The organism is Pseudarthrobacter sp. HLT1-3 (genome assembly GCF_059383535.1).
Genome location: NZ_JBWZCJ010000006.1, coordinates 148,433 through 166,854, shown reverse-complemented (window position 1 = coordinate 166,854; position 18,422 = coordinate 148,433). Strand labels below are relative to the sequence as shown.

General features: G+C 66.5%; 16 protein-coding genes. 13 read left to right on the top strand and 3 right to left on the bottom strand.

Annotated features, from left to right (window positions below; translation table 11 throughout):
• The first annotated feature begins 160 nt into the window (after nucleotides 1-160).
• From AC50X9_RS07630 to AC50X9_RS07615, 4 genes are read left to right on the top strand one after another with little or no spacing between them, the layout of a single operon-like run.
• Nucleotides 161-820 carry an ABC transporter permease gene (locus AC50X9_RS07630; RefSeq protein WP_494892002.1) on the top strand — a complete coding sequence of 220 codons (660 nt, stop codon included), beginning with the start codon at nucleotides 161-163 and terminating at the stop codon, nucleotides 818-820.
• On the top strand, nucleotides 813-2,111 hold the full coding sequence (locus AC50X9_RS07625; RefSeq protein ID WP_494892000.1) for an ATP-binding cassette domain-containing protein: 1,299 nt from the start codon (nucleotides 813-815) through the stop codon (nucleotides 2,109-2,111). Before AC50X9_RS07630 ends, AC50X9_RS07625 begins: the two co-directional genes overlap by 8 nt.
• Nucleotides 2,108-2,998 (top strand): ABC transporter permease, encoded by an 891-nt coding sequence (locus AC50X9_RS07620; RefSeq protein WP_494891997.1) that lies wholly within the window; start codon nucleotides 2,108-2,110, stop codon nucleotides 2,996-2,998. Before AC50X9_RS07625 ends, AC50X9_RS07620 begins: the two co-directional genes overlap by 4 nt.
• Nucleotides 2,999-4,048 (top strand): glycine betaine ABC transporter substrate-binding protein, encoded by a 1,050-nt coding sequence (locus tag AC50X9_RS07615; RefSeq protein ID WP_494891995.1) that lies wholly within the window; start codon nucleotides 2,999-3,001, stop codon nucleotides 4,046-4,048.
• A 6-nt stretch (nucleotides 4,049-4,054) separates the two neighbouring features.
• On the opposite strand, the gene AC50X9_RS07610 is transcribed toward AC50X9_RS07615, so the two are convergent.
• The 3 genes from AC50X9_RS07610 to AC50X9_RS07600 all read right to left on the bottom strand — a co-directional run bounded on the left by AC50X9_RS07610 (nucleotide 4,055) and on the right by AC50X9_RS07600 (nucleotide 6,910).
• Nucleotides 4,055-4,753, bottom strand: coding sequence for a substrate-binding domain-containing protein (locus AC50X9_RS07610; protein ID WP_494891993.1), 699 nt, complete (start codon nucleotides 4,751-4,753; stop codon nucleotides 4,055-4,057).
• A 1,012-nt stretch (nucleotides 4,754-5,765) separates the two neighbouring features.
• The gene (locus tag AC50X9_RS07605) at nucleotides 5,766-6,083 is read right to left on the bottom strand and encodes a PAAR domain-containing protein (protein ID WP_494891991.1); all 318 of its coding nucleotides are present in this window, start codon (nucleotides 6,081-6,083) and stop codon (nucleotides 5,766-5,768) included.
• Entirely contained in the window at nucleotides 6,083-6,910 is an 828-nt protein-coding gene (locus AC50X9_RS07600) for a COG1470 family protein (protein ID WP_494891989.1), read from the bottom strand. Before AC50X9_RS07600 ends, AC50X9_RS07605 begins: the two co-directional genes overlap by 1 nt.
• A gap of 250 nt (nucleotides 6,911-7,160) precedes the next feature.
• On the opposite strand from AC50X9_RS07600, the gene AC50X9_RS07595 reads away from it, so the two are divergent.
• From AC50X9_RS07595 to AC50X9_RS07555, 9 genes are all read left to right on the top strand, one after another.
• Nucleotides 7,161-7,784, top strand: a complete 624-nt coding sequence (locus tag AC50X9_RS07595; protein WP_494891987.1) for a LuxR C-terminal-related transcriptional regulator — start codon at nucleotides 7,161-7,163, stop codon at nucleotides 7,782-7,784.
• A gap of 3 nt (nucleotides 7,785-7,787) precedes the next feature.
• The gene (locus tag AC50X9_RS07590) at nucleotides 7,788-8,444 is read left to right on the top strand and encodes a Pvc16 family protein (RefSeq protein ID WP_494891985.1); all 657 of its coding nucleotides are present in this window, start codon (nucleotides 7,788-7,790) and stop codon (nucleotides 8,442-8,444) included.
• Nucleotides 8,445-8,473: 29 nt separating this feature from the next.
• Nucleotides 8,474-10,561, top strand: coding sequence for an ATP-binding protein (locus AC50X9_RS07585; protein ID WP_494891983.1), 2,088 nt, complete (start codon nucleotides 8,474-8,476; stop codon nucleotides 10,559-10,561).
• Nucleotides 10,562-10,712: 151 nt separating this feature from the next.
• The gene (locus AC50X9_RS07580) at nucleotides 10,713-11,489 is read left to right on the top strand and encodes an eCIS core domain-containing protein (RefSeq protein WP_494891982.1); all 777 of its coding nucleotides are present in this window, start codon (nucleotides 10,713-10,715) and stop codon (nucleotides 11,487-11,489) included.
• A gap of 829 nt (nucleotides 11,490-12,318) precedes the next feature.
• Nucleotides 12,319-15,366, top strand: coding sequence for a phage tail protein (locus tag AC50X9_RS07575; protein ID WP_494891981.1), 3,048 nt, complete (start codon nucleotides 12,319-12,321; stop codon nucleotides 15,364-15,366).
• 241 nt (nucleotides 15,367-15,607) lie between these two features.
• Nucleotides 15,608-17,164 carry a phage tail sheath family protein gene (locus tag AC50X9_RS07570; protein WP_494891980.1) on the top strand — a complete coding sequence of 519 codons (1,557 nt, stop codon included), beginning with the start codon at nucleotides 15,608-15,610 and terminating at the stop codon, nucleotides 17,162-17,164.
• 24 nt (nucleotides 17,165-17,188) lie between these two features.
• Nucleotides 17,189-17,632, top strand: coding sequence for a phage tail protein (locus AC50X9_RS07565; RefSeq protein WP_494891979.1), 444 nt, complete (start codon nucleotides 17,189-17,191; stop codon nucleotides 17,630-17,632).
• A complete protein-coding gene (locus AC50X9_RS07560) occupies nucleotides 17,632-18,096 on the top strand; it encodes a hypothetical protein (protein WP_494891977.1) in 465 nt (154 codons plus the stop codon). The genes AC50X9_RS07565 and AC50X9_RS07560 overlap by 1 nt, the downstream gene beginning before the upstream one ends.
• Nucleotides 18,093-18,251, top strand: coding sequence for a DUF6760 family protein (locus tag AC50X9_RS07555; protein ID WP_223986865.1), 159 nt, complete (start codon nucleotides 18,093-18,095; stop codon nucleotides 18,249-18,251). Before AC50X9_RS07560 ends, AC50X9_RS07555 begins: the two co-directional genes overlap by 4 nt.
• Nucleotides 18,252-18,422: the final 171 nt, after the last annotated feature.

The window sequence follows — 18,422 nt, the reverse complement described above, 5'->3', positions numbered from 1 at the left end:
ATATTTGAAACGGTATCCGTCATTACGGCCGGCGCCAGTACGGCACGGGAAATAGTGGATTCCCGAGCGCACATTAGAGCGTCCACGAGGCATTTCGCCGATAAACGGCCGGCGCATATTGCAGGTCTGTTACCGTCCACCCGGAATTGACCTGCAAACAATGAAAGAGAGCTTATTTGTGGTGGATTTCATTTCCGGCCGGCTCAACCAGATCCTGTTCGCCGGCTGGCAGCACTTCAGTCTCGTTGCTCAGTGTTTGGTACTAGCTACCGTCCTTGCTGTGGCCCTCGCTGTTCTGGTGTACCGGAATAAGAAGATGGTTTCGGTCGCGAACTCGGTCTCCGCGGTTGGACTGACCATCCCGTCCTTCGCGCTGATCGGGTTGCTGGTCGCTCCCTTCGGATTCGGTGTCATTCCGGCTGTCATTGTGGTGGCCTTTTATGCCACGCTCCCTATCCTCCGCAACGCCGTCGTCGCCCTGTCCGGCATCAGCCCGGCCGTCGTCGAGGCCGCCCGGGGGATCGGCATGAGCCGCCTCCGCACGCTGCTGCGTGTGGAACTCCCGATGGCCTGGCCGATCATCCTCGCCGGTGTGCGCGTGTCCGCCCAGATGGTGATGGGAGTGGCAGCCATCACCGCCTATGCCCTGGGCCCAGGCCTGGGCGGCTTCATCTTCTCCGGACTCTCCCGGCTGGGTGGCGCCAATTCGTTCGAATCGGTGGTGACCGGCGTCGTCGGCGTCGTCATTCTTGCCGTCATCCTTGATCTCCTTCTCGTCGGCCTCGGCCGGCTGACAACCCCGCGAGGTATCCGTGTCTGAATCTGCCCCCACATCCACTCCCGAACAGCTGCGGCACGCCGAAGGAATCACCGGGGCCAGCATCCTGCTCGACAAGGTCACCAAGCGCTACCCCGGCCAGGCCAAGCCCGCTGTGGACGGCCTGACCCTGGAAATTCCGGCGGGAAAAATGGTGATGTTCGTTGGCCCGTCGGGCTGCGGCAAAACCACGACGCTGAAAATGATCAACCGGCTCATCGAGCCCACCGAGGGAAGGATCGTTCTCAACGGTGAGGACGTCACAAAGAAGGACGGCGACCAGCTCCGCCGGAAAATCGGCTACGTCATCCAGGCCGGCGGCCTTTTCCCGCACATGAGCGTGGCGGCAAACATCGGCATCGTCCCGAAGATGCTGGGGTGGGACAAGGAACGCATCGCCGCCCGCGTCGATGAGTTGCTCGAGCTCGTTTCGCTGGACCCGGGTGTCTACCGGAACCGGTTCCCGAAAGAGCTGTCCGGCGGTCAGCAGCAACGCGTCGGAGTGGCCCGCGCGCTCGCGGCCGACCCGCCCGTGCTCCTCATGGACGAACCGTTTGGCGCGGTGGATCCGATCACCCGGCAGCGGCTGCAGGACGAATTGCTGCAGATCCAGGCCGACCTGCAGAAAACGATTGTCTGCGTGACGCACGACTTCGACGAGGCGGTCAAACTGGGTGACTGGATTGCAATCTTTGACGAGGGCGCCCGGCTGGTCCAGTACGACACACCGGAGCGGATCCTCGGGGACCCGGCCAACGAATTCGTCGAGAACTTCATCGGCTCGGGCGCGGGGCTCAAACAGCTGACGTTGACCCGGGTCGGCGATGCACCGCTCGCCGAGGCGATCACGGCCCGGCCCGGTGAGGCCGCGGCCGACGTCCTGGAGCGCATCCAAACCGCCGGCCACGGACACGCCGTCGTCGTGGATGCCCGCCAGCGGCCGCTTCAGTGGCTGTCGCGCCGCCAGCTGAGCCGCCTGCAAACGATTAGCCCGGCACTCGATCCGAAGCTGCCCGTGGTGGGCAGCCGGGCGACGCTCAACGACGCGCTGGACACCATGTTGGTTTCCAGCGCCGGTGCCGCCCTCGTGACCGGCCGGCGGGACGCCTTCGAGGGCGTGATCGACGTCCAGACCGTGATGGCGGCCATCACCAAGGCCCATGAGGCGGCGGCCCTGGATTCGCTGGATGCCCCGGTGGGAACCAACACCGGCACCATCCCCACAGCCGCGGCCCCTATAGCCGCGGAATCCTCCGATGCGTCGGCCGCCAGCGAAGGACGGCCCGGACAATGAGGCACGCCGGGCAGGGCCCCCAGACCGCAGGCGGTCACGGCCACGCACCGGACGCGCAGGTGGTTCCGGACGCTAAGCCGCTGGTCCCTGACGGGCTCGATACTGAGGCGCTCGACGCCGAGTCGGCGGTGGGGGCCGACGCCGTTATCGACGCCGGCACCGGCCAGCGCTCCTGGCGCGCCCTGTTCTATCAGCTGTTGGGCATCATCGCTGTGCTCCTTGGCCTGGTTGCATGGTTGCTCCTGGCGGATCTGTCGCCTGCGGAACTGACGACCCTGGCGCCCGCAGCCCTGTTGGGCCACACGCTGGAACATCTGCAGCTGACGCTGTTGGCGGCCGTGATCGTGCTGGCTGTGGCCGTCCCGCTCGGAATCGCGCTGACCCGAAAGAGCCTGCGCTTCCTGAGCGGTCCGGTGCTGGTCCTCGCGAACGTCGGCCAGGCTGCGCCCTCCATCGGGCTGGTTGTCCTGCTGGCATTCTGGCTGGGGTTCGGCTTCTGGGCCGCCGTCATTGCACTCGTCCTGTACGGGCTCCTGCCGGTGCTGCGGAACACTATGGTGGGTCTCCAGCACGTGGACCAGCGGCTCGTGGAAGCCGGCCGCGGCATGGGCATGACGGCCGCCGCGGTCCTGTTCAGGGTGGAACTGCCGATGGCTGTCCCCATCATGCTCGCAGGGATCCGCACGGCGTTGGTGCTGCTGGTGGGGACCGCGGCGCTCGCAACTTTCATCAACGGTGGCGGCCTGGGGATTCTGATCACCACCGGGGTCCAGCTCAATTTGCCGGCGGTCCTGGTTGTCGGATCCTTGCTGGTTGCCCTGCTGGCGCTGTTTATCGACTGGGTTGGACGGGTCGTTGAACACGTGGCCCGGCCGAAGGGACTGTAGATGCACACTCTTGAATCGAACGAACTAACCGGAGCCACGCGGACAAAAAGGCGGGGAACCCTGCGGCCGCGCGCGCGGTACGGTGCACTTGCCACGGCACTGGCGGCGGTGTCCCTGCTGACCGGCTGCGGGCTGGCGCCGGCCGCGTCGTATGTCCCCGAGGCAGGGCCGGGCACCATCCAGCCCATTGCGGGTGCGGCCGGCGCGGAGGTGACCGTCACCGGACGGAACAACACCGAGGGGCTGATCCTGGGCAAAATGGCGGTACTCGCCGCCAAAGCCGCCGGGTTTACCGTCTCGGACCTGACAAACGTCCCCGGCAGCCAGCCCACCCGCTCGCTCATGCTCGCCGGGAAAGCGGACATCATCTGGGAATACACGGGCACCGCATGGCTGTCGTTCATGGGGCATCCGTCCGGCATCCCGGAGCAGGACGCACAGTGGCAGGCGGTGCATGACGAGGACCTGGCCAACGGCCTGACCTGGGGCGCCAAGGCTCCGCTGAACAACACCTACGCGCTCGCCGTGACGAATGAAACCGCCGCGCAATACGGGCTCAGCACCCTGTCAGACATCGCCAAACTGCCGGTTGACCAGCGGACGTTCTGCGTCGAGCCGGAGTTCAACTCCCGGCCCGACGGCTTCGGACCGATGCTTGCGCACTACGGCCTGGACCGGGGCTCCGATTCCGGCGTGCCGGAGCGCAACATCGGCCTGTACGATGTCGGCGCCGTCTACAGTGCCACGGACAACGGTGTGTGTACCCTCGGCGAGGTTTTCGCCACGGACGGCCGGATTGACGCGCTGGGCCTGACAGTGCTCACCGACGACAAGAAGTTCTTCCCCGCCTATAACGTCGCGCCGGTGTTCTATTCCAAGACCTTGGCTGCGCACCCGGAGCTGGAAGGGATCTTCGCGCAGATTTCGCCGCTGCTGGACGACACCACCATGCGGGGCCTCAACCTGAAGGTCGACGTCGACGGCCAGGAGCCGGCGGATGTCGCCTTCGACTGGATGAAGGAGCAGGGGTTCCTCACCGGAGCGCCCTAGTCAGGATCAGATAGTCTCCAGCCCGGCAGCGGTGTAGGCCTCCTGGGCTGCGGGGGCGCGAAGGAAGGCAAGCAGCGCCGCGGCGTCGGAACTGTTCCCGGCGGAGACGGCGATCGCGGCGGAGAATTCCGTGTAGTGCTGGACAGCAGCCGGGAACGGCCCGGCGATGGTCGCCTCCGGCACGTACTTGAGTTCGCTCAGCTGCTGGACTGCGAGGTCCGCGCGCCCGTCGAGCAGGGCCAGCGCGGTGAAGCCGGTGTCCACGACCGTGGCCCGTTCGTTGACCTGCTCGGCGATGCCCAGCTCCGGCAATATCGCGGCAAGGTACACGCCGCTGGGTCCGTTCCGGGAGTACGCCACGGAGCGGGCCCCGGTCAGGGCACTGACCAATGCCTCAACCGTTGAAAGATCCGGCACCGGAACTCCGGGGGCCACCGCCACGCCAATGCCGGCCTTCGCGACGGGTACCAGCAACGCGGCGTCGAGGATGTCCGCGGCGGCGAGCTGCTGCAGCGCGGCGGTGATGCCGATGACGACGCCGGGGCGGGCGCCGGCCTCGACCTCCTGGACGAGGGCACTGGTCGTGGCATAGTGCGCGTCGACGGCGATCCCGGTGGCCCGGGTGAACGCGGGGAGGAGAGTCTCCTGGACGGCGCCCCGCAAAGCGACGGCGCAGAACACGGACAGGGCGGGGCGGTCGGTCATGGTTTCGGTTCAGCTTTCTGCGGGTGCGGGTGACGTCGGGGCGCGTGCTGGCACCGGGGTCTGCCGGCCCCAGTACGGCTCCATCTTCCGCCATGCGGCGCAATTTCGCCCAGTCGAAGTCCCGCTCCGTAACGTCCGGTCCCTGCGGGATGACGACGGCGATTTGGGGTCAAAATTTTGCGGCCGATAAGTCTGCCCGAAAGTGTGCCCCAGGGAGCCCTGCATCAGGCGGGGGCGGCGCTCAGGCTGGAGGCGTAGTGGGCCAGCGCCCTTCGGGCAGGGATCTCAGCTGGCGAGCCGTTTATGAGCGGAGCGGGACGCAACATGGGTACTCGTCATCGATACGCTGCCTACATCGGGGTCCTCCTCCTGCTTCTTCTTGGCATTGTGGGCTGTGGACCACCGACAGGGCCGCTTTCTGCCGGTGCGCCGTCGCTCCCGACATCAACCCCCACCGGCACCGAGACCAGCGGCTCGCCCAGCCCGTCGCCGACGGATTCGAGTGGGTCGCCCAGTCCGTCGCCGACGGATTCGAGTGGGTCGCCCACTCCGTCACCGACCGGTTCGAGTGGGTCGGCCAGTCCGTCACCGACTGACTCCACTGGGTCGCCCACACCGACTCCCACTGATACTGAGCCGACTCCGCCGTCGTGCACCCCGCCAAGCGCTGTAGCCGGCACGACGCCTCCGGCGTGTGTGACGTGCCAGCCGGGGACGAATGGGACGCAGGGATCGTGTGTGACGTGCCCGCCGGCGACGAATGGGACGCAGGGATCGTGTGTGACGTGCCCGCCGGCGACGAATGGGACGCAGGGACCGTGTGTGACGTGCCAGCCGGTGGGACCTGGCGGGACCCCGGCCACGTGCGTGACGGGCACTGAACTCGAGCCGATGGCATGCCCCGCCCCCACCATCACGCCGACACTGGGAGCGAGGCCGGCACAGACTCCAGAATCGACCCAGTCTCCGACAGCGTCGAAATGTCCGTCCTAGTCCGGGCGCTCCGCCGTGGTCATCCGCCGATGATGACGGTGGGGCACCCTGGACCCGGAGCGATGGGGGTCCCGTGCAGGCTCAGGTCGCCCACCCGGGCTGCGGGAAAGCCGCCAATCATCACGGTCAGGCTTCCGCTGGCGATTCCATTGGGCGCAGGGGAGACACAGACGATGCCACCGGGAATTGCATTGGCGACGGCGGCAGGCATCCCTCCGATGAGAACTGTCACCACGGCCGCAGCCGGCGTCACAGGTCCGCCGCCGTGGGGTTTGGGACCGTCGAACAAAGGGCACAGGGCCGTGTCGCCTGCGCGGAGAGCAGGGCCGGTAGGCATCAGGATGCCGACAACCGCAAGGGTGCCGCGAACGTCTCGCCGGCCGATGCGCCGCCAGGATTGTGCACGCCGGTGGACCTGGTTTCCCCTGGCGGATGGAGGAGCACAAACCAAAGGGAAACCAGGACTAAAACGAACAGCACAAGGCCCAGTACGGCTTTGACGATCCATCGCGGCAGGGCGGGCTCCTGTACGTGGGTCCCATCCAGTACCACCGGCGGTCCGTCCGCCGGCCGGGCGGCCACAGAGAATGAGTGCATGGCAGGCATCCCGCGCCAGATCGTACTGCGCGGACGCACCCGAACACTCGCAAACTCGACGGTTCCGGCCGCAATCGTCAGCGTCGGGTCACGCATGGCGAACTGCAGCAGATCGCCTGGATCGGAGCCGGTGAGGGAGACGGTAAGGGGTACATTTCCGAAATTGTCCACGGCGACCCGGTGCCGGGCGCCGAAGCACCCCCGGGTTTGCCGGGGCAGCAGCTCAGCTGTCGTTTCGTGGAACGGCAGAAGCTGGAATACGCCCTCCGGCGCGACCGCGTCTTCCGGATGCTCGGTCGGCAGCACCTGCACCGCGAAGGGGAAGTCGCCGGCCGGGACGGCGGAGGACCGCGGCGGCCTGAACTCCACGGCCGCAGTGGTGGTCTGGCCAGGATAGAGCGACACACGTCCTGGCACCACTTCAGTCCAGGCGCCGCCCGGGCCCACTACCTGGAGCCTGTACTCCTCGACGATCTCGCCGTCGTTGCGAAGGTGGAGCGGCACCGTGGTCTCGGCGCCGGCCTCAAGGCTGACCAGGGGCGTATCCAACGTGGCGGTGGTGCTCATGGTCCTCCTCGCGAAGCTGGGCGGCGTCGGCACATGCGGCCCTGCCGGTTCTCTGAGACTATGGCGGGCGCCCGTGGCCACAGCCCTCCTGCCGGGTGGACTTGCGGGCATTGTTGCTGCCCGTTGAGCCTGTGTTGACTGCACGAAGAGCACTCTCCGCTATGTTCGACGCATCGGGACAACACGGCCAGGCAGGCAGACCCGTGCAGCCGCCCAGAGCAGCCCGTCCCGGAACCAAGATGGGAGAGTCATGGAACCAATAACTGTCAGGGTTCACGCACGCGACCCGATCTCCGAGGCCGGAGTCGCCAGCGAGTTGCGGGCGCGCCCTGAAGTGCGTGTGGTCAGGGTAAACGATGCCGAGCCGGCACGGGTCGTCGTCGTCGTGACGGACTCGGTGGACGACGACGCACTGACGCTGCTCCGGGTGGTGCAGCGGCGCGGTGTGTCCCGCTCCGTTCTCGTATCGGGCCACCTCGACGACGGCGACCTGGTCAAGGCAGTCGAAACGGGGGTGGTTGGACTGGTCCGTCGCAGCGAAGCGACACCTGATCGACTGATAACCGTCATTATGGCCGCCGCGACCGGGGAAGGCAGCGTGCCGCCGGACCTGCTCGGCCGTCTCCTGGACCAGGTCGGCAAACTCCAGCGCCACGTCCTGGGTCCCCGGGGCATCATGTTCACCGGCCTGGCCCCCCGGGAAGTGGAAGTCCTGCGGCTCCTGGCTGACGGATTGGATACTTCCGAGATTGCCCACAAGCTCGCCTACTCGGAGCGCACCGTGAAAAACGTCGTCCACGATGTCACGACACGCCTGCAGCTTCGCAACCGCTCCCACGCCGTCGCCTATGCGCTGCGCGAGGGGCTGATCTAAGCCGTGATCGCCCAGATTGACGATGCCTTGCGCACCTTGGTCAGGAGCGAAGCCCTGGGCGACTCTGAAGTGGACGTGGTGTTTGACGCGCCCACCAAGGACTGGGCCGCCCGGCGCAATGCCCCGACGGTCAACCTGTACCTCTACGACATCCGTGAGGACCTCCGTCGTCGGGAACGCGGCTTCTCCGAACAGCGCGGGGATGACGGGTACGTCCGGTCCAGGCGGCCCGCACCACGCCATTTCAAGCTGTCCTACCTGGTGACGGCCTGGACACAGCGCCCGGAAGACGAGCACCGGCTGCTGGATCAGCTGCTGCGCTGCTTCCTCAAACATGACGCACTTCCGGATGAACTGGTGGTCGGCCAGCTCGCCGAGACCGGCCTGGTGGTGCCTGTGACGGTGGGGCTTCCCCCGCCCGAGGACCGCGCCTTCGCCGACGTGTGGTCCGCCCTGGGCGGCGAGCTCAAGCCGTCGCTGGACATCGTGGTCATCGCCCCGGTGGAAACCGGGATTGTCTTCGCGGCCGGGCCGCCGGCATTGCAGGGCACGCATCTTGACATGGCGGACCTCACGGGCGGCGCCGCCGATGTGGACCGCCACCAGCACGCCGCTCCATCGTCCCCGGTCCGCGGACCGCACCGCCGCCCGGCACGGTAACAGTTCGATGGCAGGGAGATGACCGGTACATGACACCGAATCCCAGCCTCGCCCACGTCCTCGCCCGCGTCGGAGTGGTGGAGGAGCGTATCCGCCTGCTCGTTGCGGCCCGCCGCGCCGAAGACCCGCAGCCCGACGACCCTTTCCGGGGGCTGTACCTCAGCGACGAGGCCGTCGACCGGCTGCTCGCGGAGGCTCGACCGCCCTTCGATCCCGGCGGGGGCGAAATGCAACCGGGCGGCGCCTCACCCCGGCAGCTGCACTGCGAACAGCTTGCGGACGAAGCCGAACGGGCAGGGCACCGGCTGCGGCTCCGGGAGCTCGGCGCCACCTTCGGACTCTCGTCCCTGGACATTGACCTGCTGCTGGTCGCGCTCGCCGCCGACCTGGATCCGCGCTTCGAACAGCTCTTCGGCTACCTGAATGACGACGTCACCAGACGCCGGCCATCGGCCACCGTCGCCTTGGCGCTGTGCGGAACGCCGCTGTCAGCGGCGGAGGGCAGGGCGCGGCTGCTGACCGGGCCGCTCGTCACGGGCGGCCTGCTGGTGCTCGAGGACCCGGACCGGCCGCTGCCTGGACGGGCACTTCGCCTGCCGGACCGCGTCGTCGGGCATCTGCTGGGCGATGACACACCGGAACCTGGTCTCGCGGCGGTCCTGGCTGGCCCGCCGGCAGTGCGGTGGGGTGATCCGGGACCGCTTGCGGGCGCGCTGGAAGCGGGGATCCGGCTGGCCTATCTGCGGGAGCCCGCAACAGGGTCCGGCCGGGTGCTGGCTGCCGAGTCCCTGCGCTCTGCTGGCTATGGAGTGGTGCTCCTTGACCTGGGCCGGTTGGCCGCTGAGCGTGAGCCGTTCCCGCTGGCGGAGGCCGCGGTGCGGGAAGCGAGGCTCCGGGGCGCCGGGCTCGTGGCCGGCCCGATTGCCGCGGTAGCCGACCAGCCCGCCGTGATGGAGAGGCTACATGCCGAACCGCAGCCGCTGCTGCTTATCGGGGATGCGGCGTGGGACCCGGGGTGGACCACCCGGCCACCGCTGCTGGTGGAGGTTCCCGCCAGCACAACGGCCGAACGATCAGAACTCTGGCGGACGGCCCTTGGTCCGCTCACCGGCCTCGACGTGGAGGCGGCCACGTCGGCGTTCCGGCTGCGCCCGGAGCAGGTGGCCCGCGCCGCAGGCTCTGCGCAGATTCAGGCCACCTTGACCGCGGACGGCCGGCTCACCGCCGCGCATCTTAGTGCGGGTGCGCGCGCCGAGAACGGGTCGGCCCTTGACCGCCTGGCCCGCCGCGTGGAGCCCGCGGTGGGCTGGGATGACCTCGTCCTGCCCGATGCGGTGCTGATGGCGCTTCAGGAGGTGGCGCTGCGGGCCAAACACCGGGAGCGGGTCCTCGGCGACTGGGCGATGCGGCCGGGGGCCGGCCGCGGGCACGGTGTCGCGGCGCTCTTCGCGGGGGATTCGGGCACGGGCAAGACGATGTCCGCGGAAGTGGTGGCACGGGCCCTGGGACTGGATCTGTATGTCGTTGACCTGGCCACCGTCGTCGACAAATACGTGGGGGAGACCGAGAAGAACCTGGAACGGATCTTCACCGCGGCGGCGGGCGTCAACGGGGTCCTGCTCTTCGACGAGGCCGACGCCGTGTTCGGGCGCCGGTCCGAGGTCAAGGACGCCCACGACCGCTACGCCAACATCGAGAGCGCCTACCTGCTGCAGCGGATGGAGACCTTCGACGGCCTGGCCATCCTGGCAACGAACCTGCGGGCCAACATCGACGAGGCGTTCACCCGGCGGCTGGACGTCGTCGTGGATTTCCCGCTGCCTGATGCCACGCACCGGGCGGTGCTCTGGGACCGGTGCCTCGGACAGACGCTGGAACGCACGCCGGACATCGACCTCGCCTTCCTGGGCCGGGCCTTCGAGCTGGCCGGCGGAGCCATCCGTTCCGCCGCGGTCACCGCCGCGTATCTGGCAGCGGACGACGGCGGGACGGTCACCATGAAGCACCTCGTCACGGCCGTGCAGCGCGAGTACCGCAAGCTGGGCCGGCTGACGCTGGAGAGCGAGTTCGGCCCGTACTGGGGAATGCTTGCAGCGTCGCGCCGTCCAAGCGGGTGAGTTGCGCCCGAGCCCCGTCTGACCCGCGGCCTGACCCACGGACCTTGCCCCTGTGGGCGGGAGCAGTTGCCCGTTCGTACGCCGTGGCGGCGCTTGCGAGCCGTCATCGCCGGGCGCATCGTCGGTGTAGGTCTGATGAAAGGGGTGCGCCATGCACGGCCACGAGCACGACCAGTCCGACGTCGACGGCCTGAGGACCAGACCGGCGCGGGCGGAAACCGCAGACCCTGCGGTGCTCTACCGGGCGGCGGCCGCCGGCCGGACCGACGTCGTCGGATCCCACGGAATGCTCGCGCTGCAGCGCGCCGTCGGCAACAGCGGTGTGCGCGGTCTCGCGGACGAGGAACGCTCACCCGTGCTCGACGTCGTTTCCTCCGGAGGCGGGCAGCCCCTGGAGGAGCCGGTGCGCGCCGACATGGAGGGACGCCTGGGCCACAGCTTCTCCGATGTCCGCGTGCATACCGGGGACGCGGCGCACAGTTCCGCGGCTTCAGTGAACGCCCACGCCTATACCGTCGGCTCGAACATCGTGTTCCAGCGGGACAAATACGACCCCGGATCGGACGGCGGCCGGACCATGCTCGCCCACGAACTCACCCATGTGGTCCAGCAGCGGAGCGGCCCGGTGGACGGGACCGCCACGGGAACAGGTGTGCGGGTCAGTGATCCTTCCGACCGTTTCGAGCGTGAGGCGGCCGCAACTGCAGAACGGGCCATGTCCGCGCCCGCCGCGCCGGCAACGGCACAGCGGTTCCAGACGGGGACCGCCGTCGTCCAACGCGATGCTGACGAGGAGACAGCCCAAGGAACTTTCGCGGCGGGCGGGTCCGTCCAGCGCGAAGAGGAAGAAGAGGAAACCGCGCAAGGGACGTTCGTTGAGGGCCCGGCCGTGCAGCGTGACGAGGCGGAAGAGGAAGAGCCGGGCTGAACCCCGGCGGGAGCGGTCCATGGCGACGACTTTCCAGGGCGGACCGGGGAAGGTTCCGGCGGAACGCGCCGGTCCGGTTGTGGCGCGCCACGCGGGTCCTGCCAGGCGTGAGGTAACCGACGTCCTCGTCGAGGGCAGGCGACGGGGCTCACCGCGGGCGGGTGTAGATCCCCGTGCCATGCTGGCCTTGCAGCGGCAGGCCGGTAACGCCGCCGTGGGCGCGCTGATGGCGGCGAAGCTGAAATCCCCGGGGGACCGGGCGGGCGCCGACATCGACGCGGCCCTGAAGGAGATCCGCAAGAACGAACCCGCAATTGGCACTGTGGAGAAAGGTCTCAAGGCGGCCCAAACGGCTGGCGTCACGGTCGAACTCGAGGGACCGAAACCGCCGGCAGCAGCGCTCGCGGTGACGAGGACGGGCTTCGGCCCCGGTTCCGTGGCCGCTAAGAAACCGGTGCCGCCTCCCAAGCCCGTCCCTGCCGTCAGCCCGCTCGGGAAAGCTGGGGCCGTCAAAGCGGGCGGACCAGGCAAGGGGGCCGCAGGTGCAAAGGCGCCCGTCCCGGCTAGCGCCGGGGGAGCGGCCGCCGCGGCCGTCATGGCCCCTGCGGTGCTGCCCGCCGACAAGCTTCTGCAGCCCCCGGTGGCTCCCGTTCCGGTGCGGCCCGAGGAGGATCCGGCCTTTGCCCAGGTTACTGGCACCATCAAAGGCGTCGCCCGGTCCCGCAAGGCCCACCCGCCGGCCGCGGCTAAGGCCGGGGAAGCCCAGGGTGCAGCGCTCCCGCCCACGGACGACGTCGCAGGTCAGGCCAAGGCCGCCAAGGTCGACGCGATGGACGCGCAGCAGCCCGGCACCTTCGACAAGCAGGCCTTCATCGCTGCAGTCAAGGCAGCGATGGAGGCGAAGTCGCCAAAGACCCTTGAAGAAGCGGACGAATACAAGAAGTCCGGGAAAGCCGGCGAGGCGAAGGGGGAGGTCAAGGGGCTGGTCACCCAGGGAAAGGCCGGCCAGGCCAAGGACATCGAGGCGGCTACCGCGGCTCCGCCGGACCCGGCCAAGGCGGTTCCGAAGCCTGTCACGCCGATGGCCCAGGAGCAGCCGGGGCAGGTCCCGCCCGTCCCCGCAGCCGGGGCGGCGCCGAAGCCGGCGCCGGCCGAACAGGTCAACCTTGCCGCCGGCCCGCACCAGGCCAACCAGGAAATGGCCGACGCCGAGGTCAGTGACCAGCAGTTGGCCCAGTCGAACGAGCCCGAGTTCCAGCAGGGTCTCGCGGACAAGAAGGCCGTTACGGAACATGCCCAGACCGCACCTGCGGAGTACCGACAGCAGGAACAGCAGGTCCTCCAGCAGGGCAAGACGGAGGCTGGCGCCCAGACAGCCGCCGGTGTTTCGGGGATGCAGAGCGCCAAGGCGACGGCGCTGGCCAACCTGGTCGCGGACAAGGGCAAAACCAAGTCCAAGGACGAGACCAGACGGGCCGAGGTCACGGCCAAAGTCCAGGCCATCTTCGCCGCGACCGAGACTGACGTGAAAAAGACCCTTGACGGGATTGACCCCAAGGTCGACGCCGCCTTCGAGAAGGGCGAGGCCAGGGCCCGTTCCGCTTTTGAGGCCTTCGTTGAGGCCAGAATGTCCGCGTTCAAGAAGGACCGGTACGGCGGTTGGCTCGGAGGCTACCGGTGGCTCCGGGACAAGATCCGCGGAATGCCCTCGAAGGTCAACGAATTCTACGAGGCCGGCCGCGAGCTGTACCTCAAAGAGATGAACGTCGTCATCTCCAACGTGGCGGACATCGTCGGGACAGATCTGACTGCGGCCAAACAGCGGATTGCGAAAGGCCGCTCCGAGATCTCTACCTACGTCGCGGGTCTCCCGGCCTCTTTGCAGAAGGTCGGGTCCGAGGCGACGAAGGAGATCGGCGACAAGTTCGAGGCGCTCGAGAGCGACGTCAACGCCAAGCAGGAGTCGGTGGTCGACGCCCTCGCGACCAAGTATGTCGAGGCGCGCAAGGGGCTCGACGAGCGGATCGAAGCCCTTCAGGCGGAGAACAAGGGATTTGTTGACAAAGCGATCGGTGCGATTAGGGCGATTGTCAACACCATCCGGGAACTAGCTGCGATGCTGAAGAATGTCCTCTCCCGCGCGGCGGGCGTCGTCGGGGACATCATCAAGAACCCCGTCGCCTTCCTGGGCAATCTGATAGAGGGACTGAAGGGCGGCATCCTCAAGTTCAAGAGCGAGATTCTGGTGCATCTCCGCAAGGGCCTGATGGGCTGGCTGTTCGGCGCCCTGGCCGAGGGCGGCGTCGAATTGCCTGCCAGCTTCGACCCCAAGGGCATCATCCAATTGCTGGCGTCGCTTTTCGGGCTTACGCGGGCCAACATCATGAACCGGGTCGCAAAGCACGTTGGCCCGAAGGCGATGGACGCCGTGTTGAAGGGCGTCGAGGTTTTCCAGGTCCTGGCCAACCAAGGACTGCCAGGTGTGTGGGAGATGCTGATGACGCACCTCGGCAGCATCAAGCAGAAGATCTTCGACCAGGTGCAGGACTTCGTGGTCAACAACGTCATTACCGCCGGCATCACCTGGCTGATCGGATTGCTCAACCCGGCGGCGGCATTCGTCAAAGCGTGCAAGCTCATCTACGACATCGTGATGTTCTTAGTGAACAACGCGGCACGGATAGCGAAGTTTGTGGACACCATCATCGATTCCGTCGCCGACATCGTGCGCGGCAACGTCAGCAGCGTGGTGAACAAGATCAACGACGTCCTGGGCCAGATGGTGCCGATCCTCATCGGCTTCCTCGCCAGCGTGGCCGGTCTGGGCAACATCGGCAAGCAGATCCGGAATATCGTCGAGACGTTGCAGAAGCCCTTCACTCGGGCCGTCGACTTCGTGATCAAGACCGGCCTCAAGTTGGCGGGCCCGATCATCCGGGGGATCAAGGGTTTTGCGGGGAAGGTGAAGGGAAAGATAGCTGAGGGGAAGGCATATGTGAAGGGCAAGGCTGAGGCCGGGAAGCAATGGCTCAGGAGTAACTGGCAAGGTTTGCGGAGTCCATTTTCCTTTGGTGAGGAGCGGCACACGTTTATCGCAACGCCAGGGGACAACCCTCGTCTTCTCATCGCGTCCGAGGAGAAGGCAGCCGTTGCCGCAATGACAGTGGAAGTGCAGCGCGCATCCAAGGCCAACAACCCCGAACGATTGACTGCGGCGAAGTTCCTCCTCGATGGATGTGTGGATATTGAGCAGAAGCTCAAGTTGGCAGCGCGAACGAATGACGCGAATGCTGTGGCGATGGCCCAATCGAACTTCGGTCGCGTGCTGGCTGCACTGCAGGCCTATGGCGCGAAGTATCATCGCGGCGGACTGGTGCCGACGGCTGATCTAAAGGAAGGCTCGATCCGTCCTTACGACCTTCAGCCTCGGGGTGGGATTGGAAAATTCGTGCATGAACATGTAATCCCCAGGGCGCTTTTTGCCGCATGGTTGGGAATTAATCGCCTATCTCCGGCGGTGTCGCTCCTGTACGAGAAAATGATGACGGTGACATGGAGGTACTCGGCCGCAAAGAAGAAGGATGTCGACGACTATCAGAAGAGCCGGGCGATGAGGGCGAAGCGAGACGAGTTCCTCGCCAGGCCGGAAGTTGCAGCGGAGCTGAAGAAGTCGGCTAGATGGAAGCCGGGGGATCCGCTGCCCCATCCCGCTGGCGTTTTCGGGCCGCTTGAGGACCTCAAATCGGATCGCGTGTCGCTGTGTGTCGCCATCGCGCAATCCGAAGGTTCAACTGTAGACCGACCGTTGTTCGAAGCCGCCGCCTCAGCTCAGCTGCGCAACCTCGAGGATATTGCCCGATCCGTGAAGCATGATTAATCGGAAAGAGTGATCAGGGTCTTTCTTTGTATTAGTCATGCCGACGTGTCCTCCAGGAACGATGGTTTCATCGACTTAGTGCAGTCCGCCCTACGGCGGAGTCAAGCGCACACCCTCAGGAGCCATCCGCCCTGCCCCTTCGTGCACCCCATCCTTCCCGTCGGCGCATCCAGATAGCCGTGACGCCCGCTCCTCCCCGCGGGACCCTTGAACCACGTTTTGGGTTCAACGAGGAGACGAAATGCCAAGCTATCTTTCCCCAGGTGTGTACGTAAACGAGGTCGAAGCGGGCACTCGTCCAATCGAGGGAGTCGGCACAGCAGTTGCTGCGTTCGTCGGGCTGGCCTCGAAGGGCCCGGACAACGAGCCAACCCTGGTGTCCAACTGGACCCAGTTCGCCGAAACCTTCGGAGACTTCGTCCCAGGCTCGTATCTTGCCCACGCCGTCTACGGCTATTTCCTCAACGGCGGAGGGAACTGCTACGTGGTGCGCATCGGCGCCGACGGAGCCCGGGAGGACAAGCCCAAGCAGCAGCCGAAAGCAGTGACGGCGTCCCCGATGGCCGAACTCGGCGGATACCGTGTGACCGCCAAATCCAGCGCGGCCAACCCGAAGCCCGTCACCGTGGAAATTGCCGACCCGGGTGGTGAGAATCCGTCTGAGGACCAGTTCAAGATCGTCATCACGGTGGAGGGCAAACCGCCGGAGGTCTGGGACAACGTCACCACCAAGCGCGGCACCAACAATGTAGCCACCAAGGTCAGCGCCGAATCGAAGATCGTCACCATTGAGGAAGTCGCCACCGGCGGAGCGCTCGTGAGGCCTGACAAAGGCACCATTCAGCTCGTCGCCCCGGAGCCGGAGCCCGAACCGCCAACAACTGACAAGCTCAACGTGGACGACTACGTCGGCGATGCCGCCGACCGCACGGGTTTCAGCGGCCTGGAAGCAGTCGATGAGGTGACCATGGTGGCCGTGCCGGATCTCATGGCCGCCTACGAACAAGGCGCCATCGATCTGGAAACCGTCAAGGCCGTCCAGCTCGCCGTCATCGCTCATTGCGAGCTGATGGGGGACCGGATCGCGATCATCGATCCGCCGCCCGACCTTAACGCCCAGCAGGTCAAGAACTGGCGCATGGACGGCGGCGGTTACGACTCGAAATTTGCGGCACTCTACTGGCCGTGGGTGAAGGCCTTCGACCCCAGCACAGGAACGAACCGGTTCATCCCGCCGTCGGGCCACATGGCCGGTGTCTGGGCCCGGAACGATGACACCCGGGGCGTCCACAAGGCGCCCGCCAACGAGGTGATCCGCGGCGTCACCAGCTTGCAAACCCAGATCACCAAGACGGAACAGGAACTGCTGAACCCCATCGGCATTAACTGCATCCGCACCTTCCCGGGCCGCGGCATCCGTGTCTGGGGTGCCCGAACCATGTCCAGCGACGCCGAATGGCGGTACCTGAACGTCCGGCGCCTCTTCAACTACCTGGAGGAGTCCATTCTCCAGGGCACCCAGTGGGCGGTCTTCGAGCCGAACGACCCCGCATTGTGGGCCCGAATCCGCCGCACCATCAGTGCCTTTCTGACCAACGAATGGCGGAAGGGTGCCCTCTTCGGGCTCACGCCCGAGCAGGCCTTCTTCGTCCAGTGCGACGAGGAGACCAACCCGGCCGAGGGCATCGACGCTGGCCAGGTGGTCTGCAAAGTGGGAGTGGCCCCGGTCAAGCCGGCCGAGTTCGTCATTTTCCAGCTGTCCCAGTTCTCCGGCGGCACCAGCCTCGTGAGCGAGTAATCCCAGTTCAAAAGGAGCAAGACCATGGCCCTCGGCGATTTTGACAACTCACCGGCGAACGCATTCACGGTCACGATTGACGGCATTGAAGTGCCGAGGGTGATCGAAGTGAGCGGCCTCAAGACCGAGGTCGACAAGATCGAACTGAAGCAGCAGACGAAGGACGGCAAATACGTCGTCCGGCAGCTCATCGGGCGGCCGAAGGCGGGGGAGCTGACGGTCACCAGGGGGCTGACCGAAAGCAAAACCGTGACGGACTGGCTCAAGAAAGTCATGGAGGGCGACGTCGCCGGGGCACGCAAGACTGCCGCCGTCTCACTCCTCGATTACAAAGGGGACACGCTGAAGACCTACAACTTCGTCAACTGCTGGGTGAAAAGCGTCGAACTGAACTCCCTGAAGGCTGGCGCCACTGAGCAGGCCACGGAGAAGTTCGTCATCTGCTACGACGAATCCACTATCTCGTGATGCAGCGGACCCATGGCGGGGTGGTGACGCCGGACCCGGAGGTGGATGCCCCCGGGGCCCCGGTCAGCCGGGGGCAGGCGAACGGGCGACAGCCCCTCCGTACTGAGTTCAGCTTCGAGCTTCCCCGCGGCTACGTGGACCAGGACGGGACCGTCCACAAATCCGGCGTCATGCGGCTGGCAACGGCGCGGGACGAACTGCTGCCGCTCTATGACGCCCGCGTCCAGGAAAATGCGGCCTACACGACCGTGGTCCTGCTCGGCCGGGTGATCACCTCGCTCGGCACGCTGGGGGCGGTCACCTCTGCCGTGGTGGAAAACATGTTCGCCTCCGACGTCGCTTTCCTTCAGGACTTCTATCGCCGGATCAATGCCGAGGGCCACACCCGGATCGCGGTTACGTGCCCGGAGTGCTCCCACCGCTTCACCGCCGACCTCGCCGGTGGCCGCCTGGGGGAATCATGACGTACGCGCCGGACCGGATCTATGAGGAGGTGTCGTACGTGGCCTATCACTTCCATTGGCCGCTTGATGACATCCTTGACCTGGAACACGGGCAACGGCTTCGCTATGTCCGGGAGATCGCGGCAATCAACACGCGCCTATCCCAGGAGCGGTGAACCATGCGGTGGCCTTGGCAGCGGGGGACGGACGAGCACCCGCCCGGGCCTATCACGGTGGCTGACGGGCCTCCAGTTGCGCCAGCCGGCTGGGCGTTCCTGCCACCGCTGCAGCGCAGCGTCGGCAGTATGCAGCTGACGTCGGACCCGGACAATTTTACCGGTTCCCTC